We start from the raw sequence: 23,443 nt of genomic DNA on the forward strand, positions 1-23,443 counted from the left end.
TTTGGCTACACGCAGGAATAATGCGAGTAAGACCTTCCAGATTTTCGACTGCCATGGATGGCGGAAGTGCTGGAACTGCCGGGAGCAGCTCCAGTAAAAACCTGGAAGGTCTAATGTAACGGGAATTTATAAGAATCGACAACTTGTTCCTTCAAAAACAGCACACGTTAACTTTCCCGATGCATAGGCCCCGGTATCCAAACCAATGCGATTATGCCGAATTTCCGGCTCATCCGTGATGGAATGCCCGTGTACTATCACTTTGCCATGAAACACGTCGCTATTTAAGAACTCTTCGCGAATCCACAGCATGTCTTCGGGACGCTGGCGATGCAGTTTAATTTTAGGCCTGACGCCGGCATGCGCGAAAAAGTAGCCGCCTATTTCATAATATAAATGTAATCGCTCAAAAAACGCTAAATGCACGGCAGGCATTTTCTGCCTGAATTCCGCCCGTAATTGCTGTAAATCTCTTGCGGTGGGTATGCCGCGAACGGTAATTCCGTAACTTGCCAGCGTCGGCAATCCGCCAAACCTGAACCAATCAAGGGCAACCGAAAGATCTTTATTGTTTAAGAACTCCAACAATACTTGCTCGTGATTCCCCATTAAAAACACTGTCTTAAAATCAGGAAAATGATTTTCCAGTAAACAGTCGAGCACTTGCCTGGAGTGTATGCCCCGGTCGACATAATCGCCCAGGTAAACCAGTATTTTGACGCCGTCAAAAGCCAACGCATCACAGGCAATCTTTTGATGCACTTCCTGCAACAAATCCAAGCGACCGTGTATATCGCCGATACAATAAAGCCTGTGATTTTCCGGCAAACCGACCGGCGATGATTCGCTTTGCTTGCGGTTAAGGATTTTTTTGAATATAGCTTTCAAGGTCAACAGAGAATTTTTTCCGGTTGTCGGGAGAGTTTGCTAAGGCCTCTTCGACAAGAACTTTAGTTTCTAAATGCAACGCGACGAATTTAACCAGCTGTTCCGCCTGAAAAGCCCAAGCAACAGGAACTTGCTTTTGCCATAAGCGCTTCATTTCTTCATCAAACTGATGATAATAATTATAACCGAACGACAGTCGGGACATTAATAGGCCGGGTTCGACGCGCCCGGCATAAAAAGAGAGTTGCAACGCATTAATGATCTGCGGTGCGGGCAATTTTAACGCTTCGTCGACCGTTGCCAATCGGAACCAGGCATAAGGATCGATTGGCGATAATTTCAAGCCCTGAATAACCGATGCCTGGGCTTGTTTTAGCAGCTCTTGTTTTTGCGCAAGCGGCTGTGGCGATGCATTGAATAACTCTAAATAAAAAAACGCCTGTGTTTGCCAGTATTCAGGGCCTTCATACCAAGACAGGGCTTGCGTTAAATGGTCAATGCTTTTCTGATAAACGTCTAGCGGCAGCTTCGTATCGGCTTGCTTAAATGCGGCCTCGGGATAAAGCGCGTATAAACTGGCTATAAACCGCGGCACCGCCAGCATCAGCAAGCCGCAACAAACAACCATCCCAAATCCGGCAATAATCTGCTGACGACTCAAAACATTGATTTTCGGCACGGCTACTTAACCGCTGTAATACTGGTTGTAACGGCCGTAATGATAATAATATCCTGAATCGCCGTATCCGTAACGGCCGTATTGTTGCAGGTTAACTTTCTGCAAGACAATCCCGGCAATATTGCTATGGCCGTCTTTATTCAACAAGTGCAATGCGCTATGCACTACTTTTTTAGGTGTTGAGTCCCAATTTAATACAAAAATGGTTTTATCGACCAGACCGGCCAATATCCTGGTGTCGGGCACGGCCATGATCGGTGCCGAGTCCAGAATAACTAAATCGTACTGCTCCCGTAACTGCTCGACGATGATTTTCATTCTTTGCGAGGCAAATAAATCGACCGGATTAACAAAGGCCGATTTGCCTCGCGTCAGGATTTTCATGCCTGTATCCGGATCATCGACTAACACATCGTTAATCGACAAATCGTGATGCATTAATAAGTCCGTTAAGCCCAACGTACTCTCCTTGATCTTAAACATTTTGCCAACGGTCGGACGGCGTAAATCGGTATCGATCAATACCACCCGCTGGCCGGCACACGCGGAATGCCGAGCTATTAACACGGCTAATGTGCTTTTACCCTCGCCCGGCACCGAGGAGGTCACCAGCAACGACTTAACCTCGGCATCCGGGTTAAGCAAGCTGAGCGAAATACGCAGGGTATTCACGGCTTCCGCTAAAGCGGATTGCGGCTTGGCCAATAAATATTCATGCGGAACGATATTGGTCTCCATGACCTTAGGCACAATGCCCAAAGTAGACATATTAAACAATTCCTGGATCTGTTCAGGCGAACGTACGCCGGGATTCAGCATTTCCAGCACAAACACTAAGAACACCCCAACGAGCAGCGAGCCAACGATACTACTGACCAGTAATAATTTTTTCTTTGGATAGGAGGCTCCCAACGGGATTTCCGCAAATGAGATCACTCGAGCGTCGGCCTGCTCAATACCCTGTGTCGAAGCCGTCTCTTTAAACCGTCCTAAAAACGTTTCGAATAATGCCTTATTCGCGGTTGCTTCACGTTCCAAAGCGTGCAGTTCCACTTCAGCCTGATTATTACCCGTGGTTTTGGATTCCATCTGTCTTAAACTGGCAGTCAACGATCCTTCGCGCGCACGAGCAACATCCATATTATTATGCAAACCGGCTGCAATCTTTTTAACTTCGGAACGCACTTTCCCTTGAATATCTTCCAATTCGGCCTGCATTTGGATCATGCGCGGATGGCGCGGACCGAATTCGACCAGCATTTCCGAATATTTACGCTGAACTTCCGATTCTTGCTGGCGCAAGCTTGATATTAACGATGAATTTAATACTTCGGCAACACTATCGGTATCGCGTCCGCTTCTGGCAATCGCTTCAACCTGCTGGTATTTAGCCTCGGCTTCCGCCCGCTGAGCGCGGGCGATAATTAACTGGCTGTTCACCTCAGACATCTGCTGCTGCGAAAGCCCCACTTCTTTCTTAACTTCTATTAATTCATGGGTTTTGCGGTATTGCTCTACTGCGCGCTCTGAAGTCTCTACCTTTTTCTTTAACTCGCCAAGCTGATCGTTTAACCAATCGGTCGCTTTTTTAGTCGCATCGAACTTGGCTTGCAGTTGCCCAACAATATATTTATCGGCGACCTCATTGGCTATCTTTGCCGCTAATTTAGGATCTTCGGATTCAAATGCTACGTTAATAACCTGCGAGCGCTTGACTTGCGAAATTTTCAGTTTTCCGAGAAAAGCATTGGTTAATCCTGTTAAGCGCGCTTCTTCTTTTTCTTCGTCGGTACGGCTATCGATTTTCACAAGCCCTACCGCTTCTTGCCAAGACTCAGGCAATAAATTTTTAAGGCTGAATTGCGCTAAAAAACCGGGCTTTCTAAGCTTAGGATTAAATTCCTTGTATTGATCCAAATGCAGCGTATCGATAACTTTATGAGCCAACTCGCGAGATTTAAGAACTTCCATTTCACCAATAACTGCCGTATCGCCTTTCAGGTTACCGGACAGAACCTGTTCGATATCGACCACTTTCGCAGCGTTGATGCCAACCAAGAGTTGCGTCGTTGCCGTATAACGAGGCACCAACTGATAAATAATCAATATCGCCAATATACTGAGAGAAAACGTCACGCTGATCAATAATCGCTTTCTCAACCACAGGGTATGAAAAAAATTAATCAGTGCAGTTTCAGTATTGTCATTTTGCAGAAATTCGCTGGGCATTAAAGATTGTTCTTTAGAATCGTACACGTTTTTCTCAGTAGCGTTTAAACAAAGAGGAGATTTGAATGATGGAATACAGGCAACACGGACTTTGAAATGAATATTCTGGACGGAAGCTTCCTCATCCGTGTTTGCCTGGGAAGCAACAACTAAAAGAACCGCTCCTTGACGTGAATCACATCACCTGGCAACACTTTTTCATCCATATTCAGTGTCAACTCGCGTTTTTGCGGATCGTTCATACGAATAACCACGACGTGATCTTCTTTGGCGCGGTATGTATAGCCGCCGGCGATAGCGACGGCATTAAGATAAGTCATGCCGTCGACATAAGGATAAGACTTCGGCTCCTTAACTTCGCCCAAAATATAAAAAGGACGATAATTAAGTACTTGCACGCTGACGCGAGGATTAAGCAGGTAATCGGGTTTTAGTTTATCCGTAATGCCTTGCTCTAATTGTTTTGCTGTTAAATCTTTGGCATTAACATTACCGATCAACGGCAGTGAAATCTGGCCGGCCCCGTTAATAGTGTATTCACCGGATAAATCTTCCTGATTGAACACGATGATTTTCAATACGTCGCCCGAACCTAACTGATATTCTTGAGTCGATGAGGAAGCCAAATGCTGCTGACCCTTATTTTCTTCAGCAAACACGGCTGTCCAAAACAACATACTACACAGCAATAAAAGTTGTGAGAAAAATTTAATAGGATAATAAGTCATATTTTCACACAGAAATATCAATGTTTACGAAAGGTTGATATGCATAACATCCGTTTATACCCAAAGGGCATAAGTAGGGTTTGAGCAGATAAGCCGCTCAACTCAGCTTTATTTTAAAACTCCCCTCTCAAATTAAGCATGACTTGATGCACTTCATAATTGCTAAATAGATAGTTAACATCACGGTTTTGATAATTATATGACAGGGCGGCGGATAAATTTCTATTCAACAGATATTTAGCAGCCACATTACCGCCATAAACCTTATCGTTACGACTAACAAGATGAGGAGCTACAAAGCCTTGATAGTCGTTATTGGCAAAACTGCCGCCTGCGCTAAGAATAACATTACGCATCAATTCATGCTCAGCGCCCAGTTTTATAGCTGTTGATAAAACGCCCGCCACGCCTGCCTGCGTAGTTTCATTAATATCATGACTCAGTGTGCCGGTGAGAGTGGTTAACAATGTTGGCCGCCATTTTAAATTAACAAAACCATTAATCCCGGAAATACTCGATAAGCGGGAATCGTCATAATTACGCTGTAAATAACCGACAGATAGGTCGCCGGTAACCAGCGAAGTTAGCTCAAACGCCAACCCGCCTAACGCATTGAAGCCGGACGAATTACGGTTATAAGCGACGCCGGCCCCGTTAGATTTAACCAAGCTGTCATAATCGGCCTTTTTATAAGAGAATTTTACGTAAGCTTCATATTCCGGCTGGATTTCATAGCCCAAACGGATCGAGGGTACATATTCCCAATGGTTACGAGTGCTCATTGCTAACATGGTGTTCAGCGAAGTCGATACATCCTGATAATCATAGCGAATAGTGTCCAATCCGCCCTTGAACGATACCCTGTTTAGTTTATGCGTATAAAATGCATCTATTGCTTTAGTGTCATAAAAAGTTGGAGCCCTACCCGCAATCTGGTCAGGCGACCCCCGATCTTCATGCACGCTGTTATAGTTGAAACCCGCATCAAAGTGACTATCGCGTAAGACGTCCAATCTCCCGTCCAGACGGGTAAACAGGTCCTCGTAATTATTTTGATCTCCTTGGGTGGCGTACTGCGTTATATCGGAATCAAACATCAAGTTAAGCGCATGCCGATTCCAGTCCGAACGCAAATTTAATCCCGGTCTGAAATGCGCAACATAGCTATCTACCGGATTTAGACTTTTATCTTGCTTGTAAATATTAGTATCGTACTGGTTATCAACATCCAACTTGGGCGAAAGAACAAAAGAACTCATGTGTATGCCTTTGTGCGCATACTCGGAACTTTGACGCTCTTTATTTGCTTCCTCATCGTCTTTACTGTCATAAGCCAATGCAGGGACACAGTAGACAACACTTAACAAAGAAACGGCCAACAGGTTATTTTTTATGTTCATGATAAATATCTAGGTTTAAGCAAGGAAATATCTTTTGAGATTAGGTGGCGCAACTAACTTGGGCTGGCAAGTGTGTTTAGTTGGTTGACGAGGTTTTGCTGTAAATTAGAATCTTTAGGGCTATTCGATATGACTGTGTTGATGACCGCCCCGGCAAGTGAAGCTAAATCCGGGCTATTCCCGCCTTGTTTTACCGCGGTAACTGCAGCATTGATTTTACATTGGTTATCCGTGCATTCTTTTAGCGTATTTTCTAAAGCAGTGGTTATAACGTTTTGCTTTACGGAAGAATTAGCTGCCGTAGATTCCGATTGAGAAAAGTTGCGTTCCGCTGAATTATTAATCAAACCAACAACGGCAACGACAATAGCCGAGGCCGACTGAGGTACAACATTTACCGCTGCCGTCGTTATAGCCGAGGCCAAAGTAGGCGCGCCACTAACCGCGGCTTTGGTGATAACCGCTGCTGCGCTTGGTAATGCGCGGACAGCCGCTGAGGTAATAGTCACCGCTGAACTTGGAGCAGCGCTGACCGCAGCTTTAGCGATATCCCCCGCCGAACTTGGCGCCGCGCTGACCGCTGCGGCGGTAATAGCCGCCGCTGAACCCGGAGCGGCATTGACTGCCGCAGCAGTAATGCCCGCCGCGAACTTCGAATCCAACGTGACAATAGCTGCCGAAGTAATGGCGTCGGCATGATCAGGATTGGCTGCGACTAATGCGGCCACAAGATCTGCCGCATTTTTAGGATTCGCCGTTATTTGAGCCGCGATTTTACTTCCTAAATCCTTATCGACGCCTTTTAAGTTGAGCTGAGTCCAAGCTGTCGGATGCACCTCTAGTCTTTGGGATTCTTCGGACACTGCCGGCTGAGACATCGCCAGCATTACAATCGCAAATACAACTAATTTATTTTTTTTCATAAGTAGCCCCTGCATTACCGAACAAAATTTACAGCATTCGACGTATAAGCGCAATTTATTGCCTTCAAAACAGCATGACACTGACTTCCAAGTTTTTTATTTTCGCCTGATTATTAACTTATAAAAAGTAGCAATAACAAGTAATTGTTTCAAGGCTTACGTCCCTAAAGGCTCTATTTAACAACATGCAACAAAGTATTAATCGTCTCAAAAGTTCATGCATCGAATGCAAAGCATGAATCCAGTTGAAGCGCCAAGTTTAAGCGCGCAAACTTATGCGACGTTTTATACTACGCCTTAAATTAAGTAGTTATCGCAATTGTTTTTGATAGCTCCGTATGTAGGAACGTCTTCCGAATAAGATGGAGATATTTCTATTCGCGATCAACAAGGCCCCAGGTTGAGTTGGCATCCGTCCTTCTGTTTCCAATGTTGTTATTCTGGATTGTGAAGCGTGTTATCTATAGCGCCCGCATAGCTGAGCGATAATTCGGCCCTTTTATTTGTTGCCGTATACGATGGCTACCCTCTAGCGAATGGCAGCAGCATCCAAAACTCCACAAGTCTGTCATTACACAAAGACTGTTAAAAGCGAAGATTAAATATGCATAAATGGCGCGCCCGAGACGATTCGAACGTCCGACCACAGCCTTCGGAGGGCTGTACTCTATCCAGCTGAGCTACGGGCGCTTACCGCATATTCTAACCGATCGCCGCTGTAATTACGACAACATTGTTTTCAAATGCGCCAGACTGGCTTTGCCGCGCTCTTTGACAACTTCCGGGGCCAGCTGTTTTTTGTTGATCCATTCCAAATCATCTTCGGGCAACTCGCTTAAAAACCGGCTAGGTTCGCATTCGGCAATTTCGCCGTAACGCTTGCGATGAGTACAATAACTCAACGTACAAGTACGCTGGGCGCGGGTGATGCCAACGTAGGCCAATCGGCGTTCTTCTTCTATATTGTCGGTTTCGATGCTGTTTTGATGGGGCAGGATGTTTTCTTCGACGCCGATCAAAAACACATGTGGAAACTCCAGCCCTTTAGCCGCATGCAGCGTCATCAAACTAACTTGATCGCTAGCCTCTTCTTCCTGGTTGCGCTCCATAATATCCATCAGCATGATTTTCGAGACAATTTCCGCCAGCGTTTTTTGACCGTCAGTCTCCTTATCGGCAATGCGTTTTAGCCATTCGATCAGTTCGTAGACATTTTTCAGTTTGCGGTCGGCCGAGTCCTTAGTTTTGCTTTCTTCCTGCAAATGCTGCGGATAGCCGATTTGGTCGATAAATTGCTCTATGATTGCAAAAGTGTCGCCGCGCTCGATACGGTCAGCGGTATCGATAACCCAATCACGGAATTTTGTCAGCCGATGCATGGCTTTTTCGGACAGTCTTTGGCTCAAGCCAAACTCGGAGCTGGCCGCAAACAGGCTGATATGCCGCTCATTGGCATAAGCGCCGAGCTTTTCCAAAGTGCTCGGGCCGATTTCGCGTTTGGGCGTGTTGATCACGCGCAAAAACGCCGCATCGTCGTCCTGGTTAACAAACAGACGCAGATAGCCGAGGATGTCCTTGATTTCCGAATAGGCAAAAAACGACGTGCTGCCGCTGATGAAATACGGAATGTTGTTTTCCCGGAGGCCTTTTTCGAACAAGCGGGACTGATGGTTGCCGCGGTATAAAATCGCATAATCCTGGTAATTGCTGCCGGTCTTGAATTTGTGATGGATGATTTCGGACACGATCTGCTGGGCTTCCATCTGCTCGTCTTTATGGCTTAACACCCGTAGCGGATCGCCGTAACCCAGCTCGCTCCACAGCCGTTTTTCAAAGGTATGAGGGTTGTTCGCGATCAGCTGGTTGGCAACTTTCAGGATGCGCCCGGTGGAGCGGTAATTTTGCTCCAGCTTGATGACTTGCAGGCGGGTGTAGTCTTTTTGCAATTGTGCCAGGTTTTCCGGCTGCGCGCCGCGCCAGGCGTAAATGGACTGGTCGTCGTCACCAACCACGGTAAAGCGGCCCAAATTTCCGGCAATTAGGCGCACCAGCTGGTATTGGGTGATATTCGTGTCCTGGTATTCGTCGACCAGCAAGTAGCGGATTTTGTTTTGCCACTTTTCCAGAACAGCCGAATGCTGTTGAAACAGTAACACCGGCAATAGGATCAGGTCGTCGAAATCGACCGCATTGTAAGCTTTCAGGCTGCGGGTGTAATCGATGTACAGCTTGGTCGCCGGGTATTCGTTAGCTTTTGCAATGGTGACAGACTGCTCCGGCGTGACGAAAGCGTTTTTCCATTGCCCTATCTGCCGGGAATAGCTATCGATATTATCGATATCGCAATCTTTTGCGCCATGGCTGATCAGGTTGCGCAGCAGCGCGTATTTGTCTTGCTCGTCAAACAGCGTAATGCCGGCTTTATAGCCCAACGTTTTGGATTCCGCCCGCAATATATCCAAACCCAACGAATGGAAAGTCGAGACCCTGAGACCGCGTTGCTGCTTATCGTCGAGTAGTTTGGACACACGGCTTTTCATTTCCCGCGCGGCTTTGTTGGTGAACGTCACCGCCGCAATATGGCGAGCAGGCAGACCTTGCTTGACTAGGTAAGCAATTTTCTCGGTAATCACGCGCGTCTTGCCGCTGCCCGCGCCGGCCAGCACTAATAAGGGATAATCAATCGCTTTAACAGCGGCTTGTTGTTGGGGGTTTAGTTTGGACATTGACGTAATGTTGGATAAATGTAGCCATTAAACGCTGCGATCCAGCTTACGATAACTAATCGCTTCGCTTAAATGCACGGTTTCGATATTTTCCGATTGAGCAAGATCGGCAATGGTGCGCGCCAATTTCAAAATCCGGTGATAAGCTCGATGCGATAGGCCAAATTTGTCCATCGCCTGTTCCAAGATTTGATAACTGTGCTCGGACAGCACGCAAAGCTGTTTTACTTCCTTGGCCGTCAATGCCGAATTGGCTTTGCCGCTCCGCGCGACGGCCACGTTGCGGGCTGCAACTACGCGAGCCCTGATTTGCTCGCTGTTTTCCTCTCCGTCCGGCGAACCTTTGCGCAATACTTCATGCGAAATTCTCGGCACTTCCAGATGCATGTCGATACGATCCAGCAACGGACCGGACACCCTGGCCCGATAACGCGTCACTTGTTCGGATGTACAATGGCAACGGCCCGAGGCATCGCCCAAAAAACCGCACGGGCAAGGATTCATCGCTGCTATTAATTGAAAGCGGGCCGGGAAATCGACTTGCCTTGCAGCTCGGGAGATAGTGATATGCCCGGTTTCCAGCGGTTCTCTTAATACTTCCAGAACCTTGCGGTCGAATTCCGGCAGCTCATCCAAAAATAACGTGCCGTTATGAGCCAGAGAAATTTCACCGGGTCTTGGATTACTTCCCCCGCCGACCAACGCCGCAGCCGAGGCCGTATGATGAGGCGCACGGTACGGCGGCTTCAGCCAGTTGGCAACATCCAAGCCCTGATCGCTGATAGACGCAATCGCTGCGCTTTCCTGCGCCTGTTGCTCGGTCAGTTGCGGCAGGATAGTCGGCAAGCGCGACGCTATCATCGATTTGCCGGTGCCGGGCGGCCCCAGCATGATCAGGTTATGCGCGCCGGCTGCGGCAATCTCAAAAGCTCTTTTGACGTGATATTGCCCATGCACATCGGCAAAATCTATATCGGCCGCCGGCGCGGCCTGTCCTTCCTGCTGAAACTCGGCTTGTATCAGATGCTGCCCCGTCAGATGGGAACAAACTTCCAACAAATGCATGGCCGGAATGATTTCAATATCCTTGACCAACGCCGCTTCGGCGGTGTTTTCCTTAGGCAGTATCAGTTTTCTTCGATTGCTGCTGGCTTGTATCGCGATCGGCAGCACACCGTTGATAGCCCGTAATTCGCCGCCCAGCGACAGCTCGCCGACGCACTCATAATGATGAAGATAAGCCATCGGAATCTGGCCGGATGCGGCCAATATCCCTAGCGCAATAGCCAAATCGAACCGTCCGCCTTCCTTCGGCAAATCGGCAGGCGCCAGGTTGATGGTGATCCTCTGCATCGGGAACTCAAACTTGGAGTTCAAGATCGCGCCCCGCACCCGGTCCCGGCTTTCTTTGACCGCAGTTTCCGGCAAGCCGACGATATTCAGTGCCGGCAGGCCGTTGGAAATGTGAACTTCAACGGTGACTAAAGGTGCTTCTATGCCGGAACGGCCTCGGCTGTAGACAACCGCTAACGAGGACATAACAGCTTTATCCTAAAGCCTATAGGTCTTCTTTGTTTAACAGCTGCTGTTCCATCTCGGCGACGCGTTTTTCCAGATCTTCGAGTTTTGAGCGGGTTTTGGCTAACACCAGCTTCTGCACTTCGAACTCCTCGCGAGTCACCAAGTCCAGCTTGCCTAACGCACCTTGCAAAATAGCTTGGAAGCTTTTTTCAAGATCGTCTTTCAGGCTATTCAAGCCCGGAGGTATCGCGCCGGCCAAACGGCCGGCAATATCGTCAAGGGATTTAGGATCGAACATTATCGCAATCTCATATTTATCAGGTAAAAAATAGCACACGGACGACACTGATTAGGCGGATTTACACGGATTTTCAAAATCTTTATCCGTGCTTATTCGTCTAATCCGCGCCATCCGTGTTCCATTCAAAAGTAATACTTACAAATTAAACGCTTTCTTAACAAACTCAGGCTGCGCCAGAGCCGCTTTGTGTATATCGACGTTGTAATACACGGTATCGAACGGCTTGCTCGAACTATCCGCTTCCCTGAACTTGCTCAAGTCGCCTTTGCCGGCGATTGTTGCACTCCACCAGCCGGACGGATACAAACATTGCGGGAAAAATAAAGTCTGCAAATTACTCAACCCGGCATTGCTCATTGCGTCGCGCATTTCGCCGATCAGCTTTAGGTGATACAACGCCGACTCGCTTTGCTGCACGACCATGCCGTTTTCGGTCAGGCAAGCAAAACAGTCGCGGTAAAATTCTTCGCTGAACAAGCCCAAAGCCGGACCGACCGGATCGGTACTGTCGACGATGATAAGATCGACCGAATTCGGCTCGGCATCCTTTACCCACTTAATGCCGTCGATAAACTTCAAGTCCGCTCTGGGATCGTTATTGGATTCGCATAACTCGGGGAAATAAATTTCAGCCAAGCGCGTAACCCGCTCGTCGATGTCGATCTGCACGGCTTGCTCGACCGACGGATGCTTCAATACTTCGCGCAACGTGCCGCAGTCCCCGCCGCCGATGATCCAGACTCTTTTCGGATCGGGATGCGTGAACAACGCCGGATGACTCATCATTTCATGGTAAAAGAAGTTGTCGCGGGTTGAAACCATCGTGCAACCGTCGATTATCATCAGATTACCGAACGTTTCAGTCTCGTAAATTTCAAGGTGTTGAAACTCGGACTGCTCCTCGTGCAGCTTTTTTTTAATTTTTAATGAAAAAGCCGAGCCGGCGTCTGCGTGTTGTTCGGTAAACCATTCGGATGGATTCATAGTGTGTAAATTCCTGGGAAAATAAATACATTGAGATTCTTCCATTATATTAGAATTCGGCATCTTTTAGGCATAAAACGGAGCTAAATAGTGAATTTAAGTCACAGCAAACCCTGGACGATCGAGCAGTCCGCGCAAACTTATGCGATTGACAACTGGGGACAAGGCTATTTTTCGATCAACGCCGACGGGCATGTCTCGGTAAAACCTTGCTCCGACAAAGACGTGGTGTTGGATTTGTATGAAATCGCCCAATCGCTAAACGACAAACAACTATCCCTGCCGGTTCTGGTGCGCTTTACCGATATTTTAAAAGACCGCGTTAGCCAGCTATCCCGCGCATTCGAAAAAGCCTGCATCAATAACGATTATAACGGCAGCTACACGCCGGTTTACCCGATCAAAGTCAACCAACAACGCAAAGTCGTCGAAGGCATACTGGCCGCCGACAACATTGGACTCGAAGCCGGCAGCAAACCGGAACTGCTGGCGATCATGGCGCTATCGAATCAAGGCGTAGTCGTCTGCAACGGCTATAAGGATCGCGCTTACATCCGGCTGGCGCTGATCGGCCTGAAAATGGGCCTGAACCTGCATCTGGTCATTGAAAAACCGCTGGAGCTGGAATTGATCATTGAGGAAGCGGCGCGGCTGAACGTCAAGCCGCAATTGGGCGTCCGCGTCCGTCTGTCCAGCATCAGTGCCGGCAAATGGCAAAACAGCGGCGGCGAAAAATCCAAATTCGGCTTCCATGCCTACGAAGTGCTGCAACTGGTACAGCGCCTGAAACAAGTCGATATGCTCGATACCTTGAAGCTGATGCATTTCCATATGGGCTCGCAAATCGCCAACATTCACGACATCAAAGTCGCGTTGAGAGAAGCCGGGCAGTTTTACGTAGAACTGCACCGGCTGGGCGCTCAAATCAAAATCGTCGATGCCGGCGGCGGCTTGGGCGTCGATTACGACGGCAGCCATTCGCGCCGCGAATCGTCTATCAACTACAGCCTGGACGAATACGCGCAAAACATCGTGCGCAGCTTTGCCGACATTTGCGCCGAAAAACAGGTGCCGCAACCGGACATCATCACCGAGTCGGGCCGTGCACTGACCGCGCATCACGCGGTGCTGATTACCAACGTGACCGACATCGAATCAGTTTACACCAACCACGACGCACTGCAAGCGCTGCCCGAGCCGCATAATCCGGTCGAGCATTACCACGACGCGCAATTCGACCTGGCCGAAGCCCGCGCCCGCTTTGCTCAAGACAAACTAAGCCTGACCGAACTGGCCGAAGCGGAAAACAACTACGCGCTACTGTGCCGCCAACTCCAGGCCCGGCTAAATCCGAACAACCAAAGCGAAGCCGCGATCCTGAACGAGCTGAACGAAAAACTGGCCGACAAAGTGTTCTGCAATTTCTCGCTGTTCCAATCGATGCCCGACATTTGGGGCATCGACCAGATTTTCCCGATCATGCCGATTCACCGCCTCGGCGAACAACCCACGCGCCGTGCCGTAATCCAGGATTTGACCTGCGACTCCGACGGCCGCATCGACCAATACGTCGAAGGCCAGAACATCGAGCAAACGCTGCCGGTTCACGAAATCGACCGCGACCGGCCGTATTTGATCGGCTTTTTCATGCTCGGCGCGTATCAGGAAATATTGGGAGACATGCACAACCTGTTCGGCGACACCCATTCGATCAACATAGAACTCGACGACCAGGGTTACCATTTTTACGACCTGCATGAAGGCGAACATGTCTCCGATTTGCTCGATTACGTGCATATCAATTGCGAAGACTTGAAAGCCGCCTACCGGGAGAAATTGGCACGCAGCGATTTAAGCGGACAGCAACGGCAGGAATATGAACAGGAACTGCTTTCGGGGTTGACGTCTTATACTTATTTGGAAAAATAACATTAGTTTTTACCACAGCCAGTTCAACTGTAAAGGAGAAAACCTATGACCACTTCCTATGTATTCGACACCTACGCCAAAACCGCCGAAGGCCGGAAAATACACTTCAACGTCGTGCTGGACGAGCAGGACCATCAAAAAGCGATAGCCTATGCCCAACACTGGCTGGCCGGCATTGATTTGGCCGATGCAGTGGTTACGCCGGAAAATTGTTTTTTCTACCACAGCCTCGAAGTCCCGGCCGATATGCGCGCCGAGATCGACAAGAACGGCTATGCGATTTATAAAATGGAAGGCTGTCCGAAATAATAATAATCAAGCAAAGCAAGGAAACAACATGAAAACAGGTATGATCGGCCTAGGCGCGATGGGCATCGGCATGGCCCGGAATATCGCCAAAGCCGGATATTTAACCGGTATTTACAACCGCACCGCAGCAAAGGCGCAAAGTCTGGCCGAAGAATTGAATGTGACCGCGTTCGATAGCCCGGCGCAGTTAGCTGCGAACGTCGACATCGTGCTGCTTTGCGTTTCCGCCGACCGGGACGTGCTGGAAGTCGTTAGCGCGATAGCCGAAGCCGTCAAGCCCGGCACTATCGTTGTCGACATGTCGACGGTCGGCAGCGATACCGCCAAGCAAGCGGCCGCTATCTTAGCCAGAAAACACGCGGCTTTTCTCGATGCGCCGGTATCCGGCGGCGTTGAGGGCGCCAAGAACGGCACGCTGGCGATGATGGTCGGCGGTAGTTTGGCAGTGCTGGAGCAAATCCGCCCGGTGCTGGAAACAATGACCCGCTGCATCATGCATATGGGCCCAACCGGTTCGGGCCAGGCCACGAAAGCGGTCAACCAGGTTATGGCGGCGGGCATCAACCAGGCCGTGACCGAAGCGCTGGCGTTTGCAAAAGCCCAGAACCTGACGCTGGACAAAGTCATCGAAGTGATCTCCGGCGGCGCGGCCGGCAACTGGTTTTTGCAGCATCGCGGTCCGACGATGACACAAGGCACGTTCGCGCCCGGTTTTAAACTGGCGCTGCACCATAAAGACCTGATTATCTGCCAAAACATGGCGGCACAAAGCGGCGCTTCGACTACGCTGGTCGACATGACGATCGCCGATTATGAACGCTTAATGGCCGAAGGTTACGGCGATGAGGATATTTCGGCGCTCTATCGGTTAAAAACCGTCGATTCGGATTGAAGGACCTGTTAAAGTCGAGCCTGAGATAAACTTTCAATCGAGGAATAACTATGTCTGATTTTAAAAAATACCAGTGCACTATTTGCGGCCATATCTACGATGAAGCGGAAGGCGACCCGGATACCGGTATTGCGCCCGGCACGCGCTGGGAAGATATTCCCGACACTTGGCGTTGCCCGGAATGCGGCGCCGAAAAAAGCGCTTACGACTTAATGCCGTAAACGATGCGGATCGTCATTATCGGCTCCGGCGTGGCCGGTGTCAGCTTTGCCGAAAAATACCGCGCGCTGTCGCCCGGCGACGACATCACGCTGCTGACCTGGGAACAAGACGGCTATTATTCGCGGCCGCTGCTGTCCCGCGGCTTTACCCAGCCTCAAATCGAACAATCGATCATCCTGAAACCTTTCGAGCAGCTGCGCGAGAATAACATTGATGTACATTGCGGCGTCGAAGTCACGGCCATTAACCGTGCCGATAAAACCGTTGTCTGCCAGGAACAAACGCTGCATTACGACAAGCTGATCCTGGCGCAAGGTTCGGCCGCGTTTATACCGCCGCCGTACAGGCCGTACCGGGAACTGTTTTTCTGCTTGAACAGCCTGGCCGACTTGAAAGCGTTGCGCCGGTTCCGGCAAACACTGCTGGAACAAAACCGGCGGCCCGATTGGGCGATTGTCGGCGGCGGGCTGATAGGCTGCGAAGTGGCGTCCGACCTGGCGGTGGCAGGCGACAAGGTCACCCTGTGCCATGCGACGGATCGCTTGATGGAGCGGCAGTTGACGCCGGACGATTCGGCGATGTTGCGGCAAGTGTTGCAGGATTCCGGCGTCAACGTGCTGCTGAACCAGAACGTGCAGGAGTTTTCGAGGCAAGGCGAAAAAGTCGGCGTAAAAACCGGCACAACCGCCGAATTCGACGGACTGATCGTCGCCTGCGGCTTCAAACCGCGTATCGAACTGGCCGCGCAAGCCGGTTTGGAAACGGGCCGGGGCATCAAAGTAAACGGGCAATTGCAAACCAGCGACGAATCCGTTTATGCGTTGGGCGATGTCGCCGAACTGCCGGATGGGAAGCTGTATGCGTTTATATTGCCGATACGCAACCAGGCTTTATGGCTGGCCGAATTCTTGGCCGGGCAAAAACAATATGTTTGGACGCCGCCGGTTTTTACGACCAAAGCCAAAGTGCACGGCTTTAATGCTACTCATCCTTATAATGTTTGATACAACTATGCAATGCGTACGAAATAACTTATACAAGTTGCTAATAGCCGGAGTGCAGGCTTCGCCTGCATGGATGCTGGCGAGGGGCGAGAGCAGGAGCGGAAGCTTCGCCTGCAAGCGCAAGCGAAGCTTGCACTCCGGCGGCAAACATAGGGCGCGAGTTTGTTCAAACTATTTCATACTCATTCCTAAGCGGAAAAACACTTTTGCCCTTCGCCTATACCAATGAGCCAAAATAGATATTCCGACGCCGAATGCGCCGCGGTCTATCGCGCCATTTACGAGCGCCGCGATATGCGCCATTTTCTGCCCGCCCCTATCGATCCCGAGCTGCTGTTGCGCCTGCTTGATGCCGCGCACCACGCGCCCAGCGTCGGATTCATGCAGCCGTGGCGGTTTATGCGCATCAGTTGCCCGGAGCTTCGCAAAGCCATCCATGCCTTGGTCGAGCAGGAACGCCTGCTGACCGCCAAAGCGTTGGACGAGCGCGAAGACGAGTTTATGAAGCTGAAAGTGGAAGGCATACTGGAATGCCCGGAAGTGCTGGTTGCGGCCTTGTGCGAGCAACGGCAGCAGTATATATTCGGCCGCCGCACGTTGCCGGAAATGGATTTGGCATCCTTGGCCTGTGCGATACAAAACATGTGGCTCGCGGCACGGGCGGAAGGCATCGGCCTGGGCTGGGTGTCGATGTTCGAACCGGAAACCCTGAAAACCTTGTTAAACATGCCCGAAGACAGCCGGCCGTTCGCGGTTTTATGTCTCGGCCATGTCGATAAATTCTACGACAAACCAATGCTGGAACAAGAGCAATGGGAGGTTCGCAGAAACCTTAACGATTTATTATTCGAAAACACCTGGAATACGCCGTGCCGCTAAATTTTGTCATTCCCCCGCTAAACTCAAAGCTAAGCGCCGCCTTACAAACCAAAATCGACCAAAAAACCAAGCCGCAAGGTTCGTTAGGCCAATTGGAATCGCTGGCATTAAAAATAGGCTTATGCCAAAACAGCCTGACGCCGAATTTAAGTAAACCGTGCATGCTGATTTTTGCCGGCGACCACGGCATTGTCGAAGCCGGCGTCAGTGCCTATCCGCAAACCGTTACCGCGCAAATGGTCGCCAACTTTCTGGCCGGTGGCGCGGCAATCAGCGTTTTTGCGAAACAGCATGGCATCGATTTGTTGGTTGTCGATGCCGGAGTCAACGCCGACTTGAGCAACCATCCCAAGCTGATTGATGCAAAAATCGCCAAAAGCACGAAGAATTTTTTAACCGATCCTGCGATGACGGCCGAAGAATGCATCAAAGCCTTGCAAGCCGGAGCGGACCTGGTTGCGCGCCAACATCAAGCCGGTTGCAACTGCATCGGCTTCGGCGAAATGGGCATCGGCAACACCTCGTCCGCCGCGATGCTGATGCATCGTTTAACCGGCTTGTCGTTAGTGCGTTGCGTGGGCCGCGGCACCGGTTTAAATGACGGGCAGTTGCAGCATAAGGTCACGCTATTGCAACGGGCAGCGACAAAACATAAAGATGTAACCGAACCATTATCCGTACTTGCCACGTTCGGCGGTTTCGAAATTGCGATGATGGTCGGCGCGTATCTGAAGGCTGCCGAATTGGGCATGTTGATTTTAGTCGATGGCTTTATTGCCGGTGCCGCGCTGCTGGTTGCGCATAAGCTGTATCCCCATGTGCTGGATTATTGCGTATTCAGCCATGTTTCCAACGAACAGGGCCATCAGTCTTTACTGCAACAGTTCAATGCAAAACCGCTGCTGAACCTGGAACTGCGCCTCGGCGAAGGTTCCGGCATTGCCATTGCGTATCCGCTGCTGCAATCGGCTGTTATGTTTTTAAACGAGATGGCTACGTTTGCTGAGGCAGGGGTTGATTGTTAAAGCTGAGTTGAGCAGCTTTGTCTGCTCAAACGAAAATTACGCCCTCTGGATATAAAAAGCAGGTGAAAGATTCAAGGTTTTTTACCTTGAATCTTTCACCTGCTTTAAAATCATTTATCTTGTTCCCATATGCATTTAGGGACAACAAAACTCTTTAAAACTTCCGGAGACACAACCATGCCTAACAGCCAAGAGCTTTACCAACAGATTAGCCATTTACCGTCACTGGAGAAATTACGCTTAGCGGAATTATTACTTGCCGATTTAGATACGCCCAATCCTGAAATCGATGCTATCTGGCGCGAGGAAGCGCAAAAAAGATGGCAAGCCTATACAGCGGGTGAGTTAGAAACCGTAAGCTATGAAACGGTTATGCAAAAATATAAATGAAAATTGAATTTCTTAAAGCCGCACAAACTGAGCTGAATTAGGCTTTTGAGTGGTATGAAACCCAACAGAAAAATTTAGGAGTGCAGTTTTTAAATGAATTCGATGCGGTAATCAGGAGAATTATCAGCTATGCCGAATCTTAATATATTAATTGAGAAAAATATAAGACGTTGTTTAGTTAAACGTTTTCCCTATGGAATCTTATATGGCATAGATGCCGATAAAATTGTTGTTATCGCTGTGGCGCACTTACATCGAAAACCCGATTATTGGATAGGTAGGGCATAACAGCGATGCCCAATATAGAACTATTCTTTCTAGCCCTCAGCTTCTACACTCGACTGCCGGGGATGGCGGCCGAGACTGCTTCAGGCAGTCCCCGGCATTTCCTCCATCCATGGAGGTCAGAAGTGTCGCAAGCGGTACGACTGCCAGGGACGCAGGAGGTAGAGCAACGCAGGAGCAGTTGCCGAGGGAACCGATGCGACCGACTGCCCCACCCTCAATCCTTGGATTACTCACAGTTGCCTCGGGCAGTGATCTGTTTGCCCTTGGTCGGCTGGCTGGTTGGCGCCGCCGCCGCGCTAAGCTTTTACTTAGCCGATTTAGCCTGGCCGCAAACTACGGCGGCAATCCTGGCGCTGGTTGCCGGCATTTTGATGACCGGCGCATTGCATGAAGACGGCTTTGCCGACGTCTGCGACGGCTTCGGCGGCGGCATGAATAAGCAGCGCATACTGGCGATCATGAAAGATTCCCATATTGGGGTTTACGGCGTTCTCGGCCTGTTATTGATGCTGTCATTGAAAATCAGCGCACTAACTGCGATACCGGCCGCCGCGGTACCGTTAGCCTTGATCGCCGGACACAGCCTCAGCCGTTTATCGCCGTTATGGCTGATGTGGCGTTATAATTATGCGCGTGACAATGACAGCAAAGCCTCAGGAGCGGTTTATAAGCCCAATCTTCAAGAACTGGCTTTTGCTACCGTCATCGCCTTGTTGCCGCTGGCGCTGTTACCGATGTTATGCGCGCTCGCAATCATTCCCGTACTGCTTGCAATCCTGCTGCTGGGACATTATTTTTACCGCCATATCGGCGGCTATACCGGCGATTGTCTAGGCGCAAGCCAGCAAGTTGCCGAAACTGTTTTTTATTTAAGCGTGAATGCGTTATGGATATTTATTTAATTCGCCACACCCAGACGGCTACCGATACCGGCGTGTGCTACGGACAAAGCAATGTGGCCCTGGCCGATAGTTTTCCTGACGAGATGGCTAATCTGCACGACAAGCTGCCCGAATTTAACGAGGACTGTAAAGTTTACAGCAGCCCGTTAACCCGGTGCCTGCAATTGGCCGAGACGTTCTCGGATACGGTAAGCACCGATCCGCGGCTTCAGGAGCTTGATTTCGGCGCTTGGGAAGGCAAGCGTTTCGACCAGATCGAAGCCGATGCGTTACAGCATTGGATGAATAATTTTGTGACCGCCGCGCCGCCGAACGGCGAGAATTTTGAAGATTTGTACCGGCGTGCAGGCGAGTTTTGGCAGGATTTATTAGCCACCGGTGCCGAACAGGTCTTGGTCATCACTCATGCCGGCGTTATCCGCGCCTTGTTGGCGCGCGCTTTAAACCTGCCGCTAGCCAATTCGTTCCAATTGCGGATAGATTCGGGCTCCGTGCATAAACTGCGGCAAGCCGACAATTATCTTTACGTCGAATACATCAACTTATAATGGGTCACGGCGGCAATATTTACCGGTTCGCCGAGCGGCTCGGCTGCCTGCCGGAACAGGTGCTGGATTTTTCGTCCAACATCAACCCGGAACAAGCTGTCGATTTGAGCTGCTTGCACGATGTAAAACTTACACCGTACGCCGATCCCGACTATGGTTTGTTAAAACAGGCGATCAAGCAGCGTTATCCGGCTCCCGCAGGCGCTGACATGGAAGTGTTCAACGGCGCAAGCGCGGCCATTTTCGCGCTGTTGCGCAGCTTGCAGCCGAAAGACCTGGTTTTATACGCGCCGCTGTACGGCGAATATGCGCATATTGCCGGGGAGCTGGGCTGCACCGTGCAGAACATCGACCGGTTCAGCGGCAACCTAACGGCGGATGTTTCGCAACACAGCACGGTTATTTTTGTGAATCCGTCGACGCCGGACGGCCGGCTTTACGAGATGCAAGAATTGTTGGCGATGTGGCAAGCGGCGGATTGCACGATTATTATCGATGAGTCGTTTCTGGACTTCGGCAAGACAGACTCGGTTGCAGAACGCATTGCGGATTACGATAAGCTTTATGTAATCAAATCGCTGAGCAAGTTTTACGGCTGCGCCGGAATCCGCATCGGTTTTATCCAAGCTTCGGCAACTGCAATAAAGCAGCTAAAGCGCTTCGAACCGGCCTGGAAATTATCCAGCCTGGACATGGCCTATATGCAGCAGGCGCTGGCGAATACTGCATTCATCGCACAGACCCGGCAACAGACTGCCTATTGGCGGGATTTGCTGCATCAAGCGCTGCAAGAATCGGGCTTATTCGACAAGATTTATCCGGGCCAGGCCAATTTCTTGCTGGCACGTTTGAAGAATGGCGAAGACGGTCATCAACTGCAAACGCAATTGGAGCCTGCGCGGATTTTGATCCGTGTCTGCGATAATTTTGCGGGCCTGGATAAAAGCCATGTGCGTTTCGCGGTCAAGGACGAACAAGCCATAGCCCGGCTCTCCGACAGTTTTAGAAATATTAACTGATGCTAGGAAACACGCGGGTTCTCAAGTTCCAGCTTGGGAACTAGCACAGCTTGCTCATAGTTTTAACCTAACTATTTAGCACAAAGACAAAATAGAACACGGATTTAGAATACATAACAAGGTGTTACTTTTAAAAATCCGTTTAAACCCGTCCAATCCGTGTCATCCGTGTTCTATTAACGATTTCCGCATGGCGCATAAATAAACTACCAATGAAACCATTAGCCATATTCGGCACCAGTTCGGATGCCGGTAAAACCACGCTAGTCATGGCCTTGTGCCGGATTTTCGCCGACCAGGGCCTGAAGGTCGCGCCGTTCAAAGCGCAGAACGTCTCGAATAATTCCGCGGTCACTAAAGAAGGCCGGGAAATTTCCCGCGCCCAATGCCTGCAAGCCGAAGCCGCGCGGGTCGAGCCGAGCTACCTGTTCAACCCGGTGCTGCTGAAATCGCACGGCAACGGCTCGGTGCAAGTGATTGTGAACGGCTTGGTTTACCAAAACCAATCGATTGCGGCCTATTACGCCGAAATCGACGGTTTAAAAGAACAAGTCAAACAGGCGTTTTCGCAACTCCAACAAGACTATGACCTGATCGTTGCGGAAGGCGCCGGTTCGCCGGTCGAGTTGAACCTGTTGGACAAGGATTTGTCGAATACCTTCGTTGCGAACAGCTTCAACACGAAAAATATCCTGGTCGCCGACATCGAGCGCGGCGGCGTGTTTGCGTCGATTTACGGCACTCTGGAACTAATGGATCCTGTCATGCGCGGCAACCTGATCGGCGTGGTGGTCAACAAATTCCGCGGCGACCGGCGTTTTTTCGACGAAGGCGAAAAAATTATCGCCGAGCGTTTCGGCGTGCCGGTTTTGGGCGTACTGCCGTTTACACCGTTGAATATCGACATGGAAGATTCGCAGTCTCTACGCAATTACCGGCAACGGCTGCACGACGCCAAAATCCGCATCGCCGTGATTGGCTATCCGGGCCTCAGCAATTACAACGATCTCGATGCGCTGATGGCCGATCCCGAACTGTACGTCGAACTAATCCACGATTACCGTCCGCTGTCTAGCTTCGACATGGTGCTGTTGCCGGGCAGCAAAACCGTGATCCGCGATTTGCAATGGCTGAAAAAACAAGGCTTGTTCGAAGAAATTCAACGACTCAACAAACCGGCATTCGGCATTTGCGGCGGCTACCAGATGTTCTGCGGTGCTCTGCACGATCCCGATGCGATTGAACATGAAACCGCCATTGTCGAGCCGGGCTTCGCTTTTATCGACGACACCGTGCTGTACCAACGGCCGAAAATACTGGCGCGCGGGCAATACCGGCTGTTTTCTTACGACGCAATCGGCGGTTATGAAATCCATTGCGGTCGGATAGATAAATACCCGCTGTATTTTCAAGGCAGCCGGTTCTCTGGAACGCATGTCCACGGCATTTTCGATAACGATGCGTTTCGCACCGATTATTTCAAAACGATTAATCCTCGGTACCGGGGCTACGCTTATTCGGATTACCGTGAGGCCGAAATTCAGGGCTTTGCCGATATGGTTGGGCAAAACCTGGATATAGCCGCGATCTTGCAGGCGTTACAAGCGGATTGAGTTTTTAATGGCACACGGATTGGACGGATTTACACGGATCCTTT

Annotated in this window: 22 protein-coding genes and 1 tRNA gene; 12 read left to right on the top strand and 11 right to left on the bottom strand. The window is 50.0% G+C overall.

Going from position 1 to position 23,443, the window contains the following annotated elements; all coding sequences use genetic code 11:
* Positions 1-126: 126 nt before the first annotated feature.
* From EKO24_RS15890 to speE, 11 genes are all read right to left on the bottom strand, one after another.
* A complete protein-coding gene (locus EKO24_RS15890) occupies positions 127-888 on the bottom strand; it encodes a metallophosphoesterase family protein (RefSeq protein WP_206667295.1) in 762 nt (253 codons plus the stop codon).
* Positions 860-1,567, bottom strand: a complete 708-nt coding sequence (locus EKO24_RS15895; protein ID WP_143733241.1) for a hypothetical protein — start codon at positions 1,565-1,567, stop codon at positions 860-862. Before EKO24_RS15895 ends, EKO24_RS15890 begins: the two co-directional genes overlap by 29 nt.
* A 6-nt stretch (positions 1,568-1,573) precedes the next feature.
* Positions 1,574-3,823 carry a GumC family protein gene (locus EKO24_RS15900; protein WP_127028147.1) on the bottom strand — a complete coding sequence of 750 codons (2,250 nt, stop codon included), beginning with the start codon at positions 3,821-3,823 and terminating at the stop codon, positions 1,574-1,576.
* 122 nt (positions 3,824-3,945) lie between these two features.
* Positions 3,946-4,473, bottom strand: coding sequence for a polysaccharide biosynthesis/export family protein (locus EKO24_RS15905; protein ID WP_127028148.1), 528 nt, complete (start codon positions 4,471-4,473; stop codon positions 3,946-3,948).
* A gap of 164 nt (positions 4,474-4,637) precedes the next feature.
* Positions 4,638-5,924 carry an outer membrane beta-barrel protein gene (locus EKO24_RS15910; RefSeq protein WP_127028149.1) on the bottom strand — a complete coding sequence of 429 codons (1,287 nt, stop codon included), beginning with the start codon at positions 5,922-5,924 and terminating at the stop codon, positions 4,638-4,640.
* 53 nt (positions 5,925-5,977) lie between these two features.
* A complete protein-coding gene (locus EKO24_RS15915; protein WP_127028150.1) occupies positions 5,978-6,847 on the bottom strand; it encodes a hypothetical protein in 870 nt (289 codons plus the stop codon).
* Between the two features lie 613 nt (positions 6,848-7,460).
* Positions 7,461-7,537: transfer RNA gene (locus EKO24_RS15920), tRNA-Arg, on the bottom strand.
* A 32-nt stretch (positions 7,538-7,569) separates the two neighbouring features.
* Positions 7,570-9,573 (bottom strand): DNA helicase Rep, encoded by a 2,004-nt coding sequence (gene rep, locus EKO24_RS15925; protein WP_127028151.1) that lies wholly within the window; start codon positions 9,571-9,573, stop codon positions 7,570-7,572.
* Between the two features lie 27 nt (positions 9,574-9,600).
* Positions 9,601-11,112: a YifB family Mg chelatase-like AAA ATPase gene (locus EKO24_RS15930; RefSeq protein WP_127028152.1), complete on the bottom strand. Its 1,512-nt coding sequence runs from the start codon at positions 11,110-11,112 to the stop codon at positions 9,601-9,603.
* Between the two features lie 19 nt (positions 11,113-11,131).
* Positions 11,132-11,392: an accessory factor UbiK family protein gene (locus EKO24_RS15935; RefSeq protein ID WP_127028153.1), complete on the bottom strand. Its 261-nt coding sequence runs from the start codon at positions 11,390-11,392 to the stop codon at positions 11,132-11,134.
* 138 nt (positions 11,393-11,530) lie between these two features.
* On the bottom strand, positions 11,531-12,379 hold the full coding sequence (speE, locus tag EKO24_RS15940) for a polyamine aminopropyltransferase (RefSeq protein ID WP_127028154.1): 849 nt from the start codon (positions 12,377-12,379) through the stop codon (positions 11,531-11,533).
* Between the two features lie 90 nt (positions 12,380-12,469).
* On the opposite strand from speE, the gene speA reads away from it, so the two are divergent.
* The 12 genes from speA (at position 12,470) to EKO24_RS16005 (ending at position 23,399) form a co-directional block, all read left to right on the top strand.
* On the top strand, positions 12,470-14,308 hold the full coding sequence (gene speA, locus EKO24_RS15945; protein WP_127028155.1) for a biosynthetic arginine decarboxylase: 1,839 nt from the start codon (positions 12,470-12,472) through the stop codon (positions 14,306-14,308).
* 45 nt (positions 14,309-14,353) lie between these two features.
* A complete protein-coding gene (locus tag EKO24_RS15950) occupies positions 14,354-14,617 on the top strand; it encodes a DUF2024 family protein (RefSeq protein ID WP_127028156.1) in 264 nt (87 codons plus the stop codon).
* A complete protein-coding gene (locus EKO24_RS15955) occupies positions 14,583-15,509 on the top strand; it encodes an NAD(P)-dependent oxidoreductase (RefSeq protein WP_241674582.1) in 927 nt (308 codons plus the stop codon). Before EKO24_RS15950 ends, EKO24_RS15955 begins: the two co-directional genes overlap by 35 nt.
* Before the next feature lie 50 nt (positions 15,510-15,559).
* Entirely contained in the window at positions 15,560-15,730 is a 171-nt protein-coding gene (locus EKO24_RS15960) for a rubredoxin (protein ID WP_127028158.1), read from the top strand.
* A gap of 3 nt (positions 15,731-15,733) precedes the next feature.
* A complete protein-coding gene (locus EKO24_RS15965; RefSeq protein ID WP_127028159.1) occupies positions 15,734-16,735 on the top strand; it encodes an NAD(P)/FAD-dependent oxidoreductase in 1,002 nt (333 codons plus the stop codon).
* A gap of 225 nt (positions 16,736-16,960) precedes the next feature.
* Positions 16,961-17,614: a 5,6-dimethylbenzimidazole synthase gene (gene bluB / locus EKO24_RS15970; RefSeq protein ID WP_127028160.1), complete on the top strand. Its 654-nt coding sequence runs from the start codon at positions 16,961-16,963 to the stop codon at positions 17,612-17,614.
* On the top strand, positions 17,605-18,639 hold the full coding sequence (gene cobT / locus EKO24_RS15975) for a nicotinate-nucleotide--dimethylbenzimidazole phosphoribosyltransferase (protein ID WP_127028161.1): 1,035 nt from the start codon (positions 17,605-17,607) through the stop codon (positions 18,637-18,639). Before bluB ends, cobT begins: the two co-directional genes overlap by 10 nt.
* Positions 18,640-18,816: 177 nt before the next feature.
* Entirely contained in the window at positions 18,817-19,029 is a 213-nt protein-coding gene (locus EKO24_RS15980) for an addiction module protein (RefSeq protein WP_127028162.1), read from the top strand.
* A 350-nt stretch (positions 19,030-19,379) separates the two neighbouring features.
* Positions 19,380-20,219, top strand: a complete 840-nt coding sequence (cobS, locus tag EKO24_RS15990; RefSeq protein WP_241674586.1) for an adenosylcobinamide-GDP ribazoletransferase — start codon at positions 19,380-19,382, stop codon at positions 20,217-20,219.
* The gene (gene cobC / locus EKO24_RS15995) at positions 20,204-20,767 is read left to right on the top strand and encodes an alpha-ribazole phosphatase (RefSeq protein WP_127028164.1); all 564 of its coding nucleotides are present in this window, start codon (positions 20,204-20,206) and stop codon (positions 20,765-20,767) included. The genes cobS and cobC overlap by 16 nt, the downstream gene beginning before the upstream one ends.
* Entirely contained in the window at positions 20,767-21,786 is a 1,020-nt protein-coding gene (locus EKO24_RS16000; RefSeq protein ID WP_127028165.1) for an aminotransferase class I/II-fold pyridoxal phosphate-dependent enzyme, read from the top strand. The genes cobC and EKO24_RS16000 overlap by 1 nt, the downstream gene beginning before the upstream one ends.
* A gap of 212 nt (positions 21,787-21,998) precedes the next feature.
* On the top strand, positions 21,999-23,399 hold the full coding sequence (locus EKO24_RS16005) for a cobyric acid synthase (protein WP_127028166.1): 1,401 nt from the start codon (positions 21,999-22,001) through the stop codon (positions 23,397-23,399).
* Positions 23,400-23,443: the final 44 nt, after the last annotated feature.

The organism is Candidatus Methylobacter oryzae (genome assembly GCF_003994235.2).
GTDB classification, from domain to species: domain Bacteria; phylum Pseudomonadota; class Gammaproteobacteria; order Methylococcales; family Methylomonadaceae; genus Methylobacter_A; species Methylobacter_A oryzae.

Bases quoted from the DNA above. Each gene is read 5' to 3' on its own strand.
- EKO24_RS15905 (WP_127028148.1), bottom strand. From the start codon at position 4,473: ATGTTGTTTTGGACAGCCGTGTTTGCTGAAGAAAATAAGGGTCAGCAG.
- EKO24_RS15910 (WP_127028149.1), bottom strand. From the start codon at position 5,924: ATGAACATAAAAAATAACCTGTTGGCCGTTTCTTTGTTAAGTGTTGTC.
- EKO24_RS15915 (WP_127028150.1), bottom strand. From the start codon at position 6,847: ATGAAAAAAAATAAATTAGTTGTATTTGCGATTGTAATGCTGGCGATG.
- rep (WP_127028151.1), bottom strand. From the start codon at position 9,573: ATGTCCAAACTAAACCCCCAACAACAAGCCGCTGTTAAAGCGATTGAT.
- EKO24_RS15930 (WP_127028152.1), bottom strand. From the start codon at position 11,112: ATGTCCTCGTTAGCGGTTGTCTACAGCCGAGGCCGTTCCGGCATAGAA.
- EKO24_RS15935 (WP_127028153.1), bottom strand. From the start codon at position 11,392: ATGTTCGATCCTAAATCCCTTGACGATATTGCCGGCCGTTTGGCCGGC.
- speE (WP_127028154.1), bottom strand. From the start codon at position 12,379: ATGAATCCATCCGAATGGTTTACCGAACAACACGCAGACGCCGGCTCG.
- EKO24_RS15950 (WP_127028156.1), top strand. From the start codon at position 14,354: ATGACCACTTCCTATGTATTCGACACCTACGCCAAAACCGCCGAAGGC.
- EKO24_RS15955 (WP_241674582.1), top strand. From the start codon at position 14,583: ATGCGATTTATAAAATGGAAGGCTGTCCGAAATAATAATAATCAAGCA.
- EKO24_RS15960 (WP_127028158.1), top strand. From the start codon at position 15,560: ATGTCTGATTTTAAAAAATACCAGTGCACTATTTGCGGCCATATCTAC.
- EKO24_RS15965 (WP_127028159.1), top strand. From the start codon at position 15,734: ATGCGGATCGTCATTATCGGCTCCGGCGTGGCCGGTGTCAGCTTTGCC.
- bluB (WP_127028160.1), top strand. From the start codon at position 16,961: ATGAGCCAAAATAGATATTCCGACGCCGAATGCGCCGCGGTCTATCGC.
- EKO24_RS15980 (WP_127028162.1), top strand. From the start codon at position 18,817: ATGCCTAACAGCCAAGAGCTTTACCAACAGATTAGCCATTTACCGTCA.
- cobS (WP_241674586.1), top strand. From the start codon at position 19,380: ATGGCGGCCGAGACTGCTTCAGGCAGTCCCCGGCATTTCCTCCATCCA.
- cobC (WP_127028164.1), top strand. From the start codon at position 20,204: ATGGATATTTATTTAATTCGCCACACCCAGACGGCTACCGATACCGGC.
- EKO24_RS16000 (WP_127028165.1), top strand. From the start codon at position 20,767: ATGGGTCACGGCGGCAATATTTACCGGTTCGCCGAGCGGCTCGGCTGC.
- EKO24_RS16005 (WP_127028166.1), top strand. From the start codon at position 21,999: ATGAAACCATTAGCCATATTCGGCACCAGTTCGGATGCCGGTAAAACC.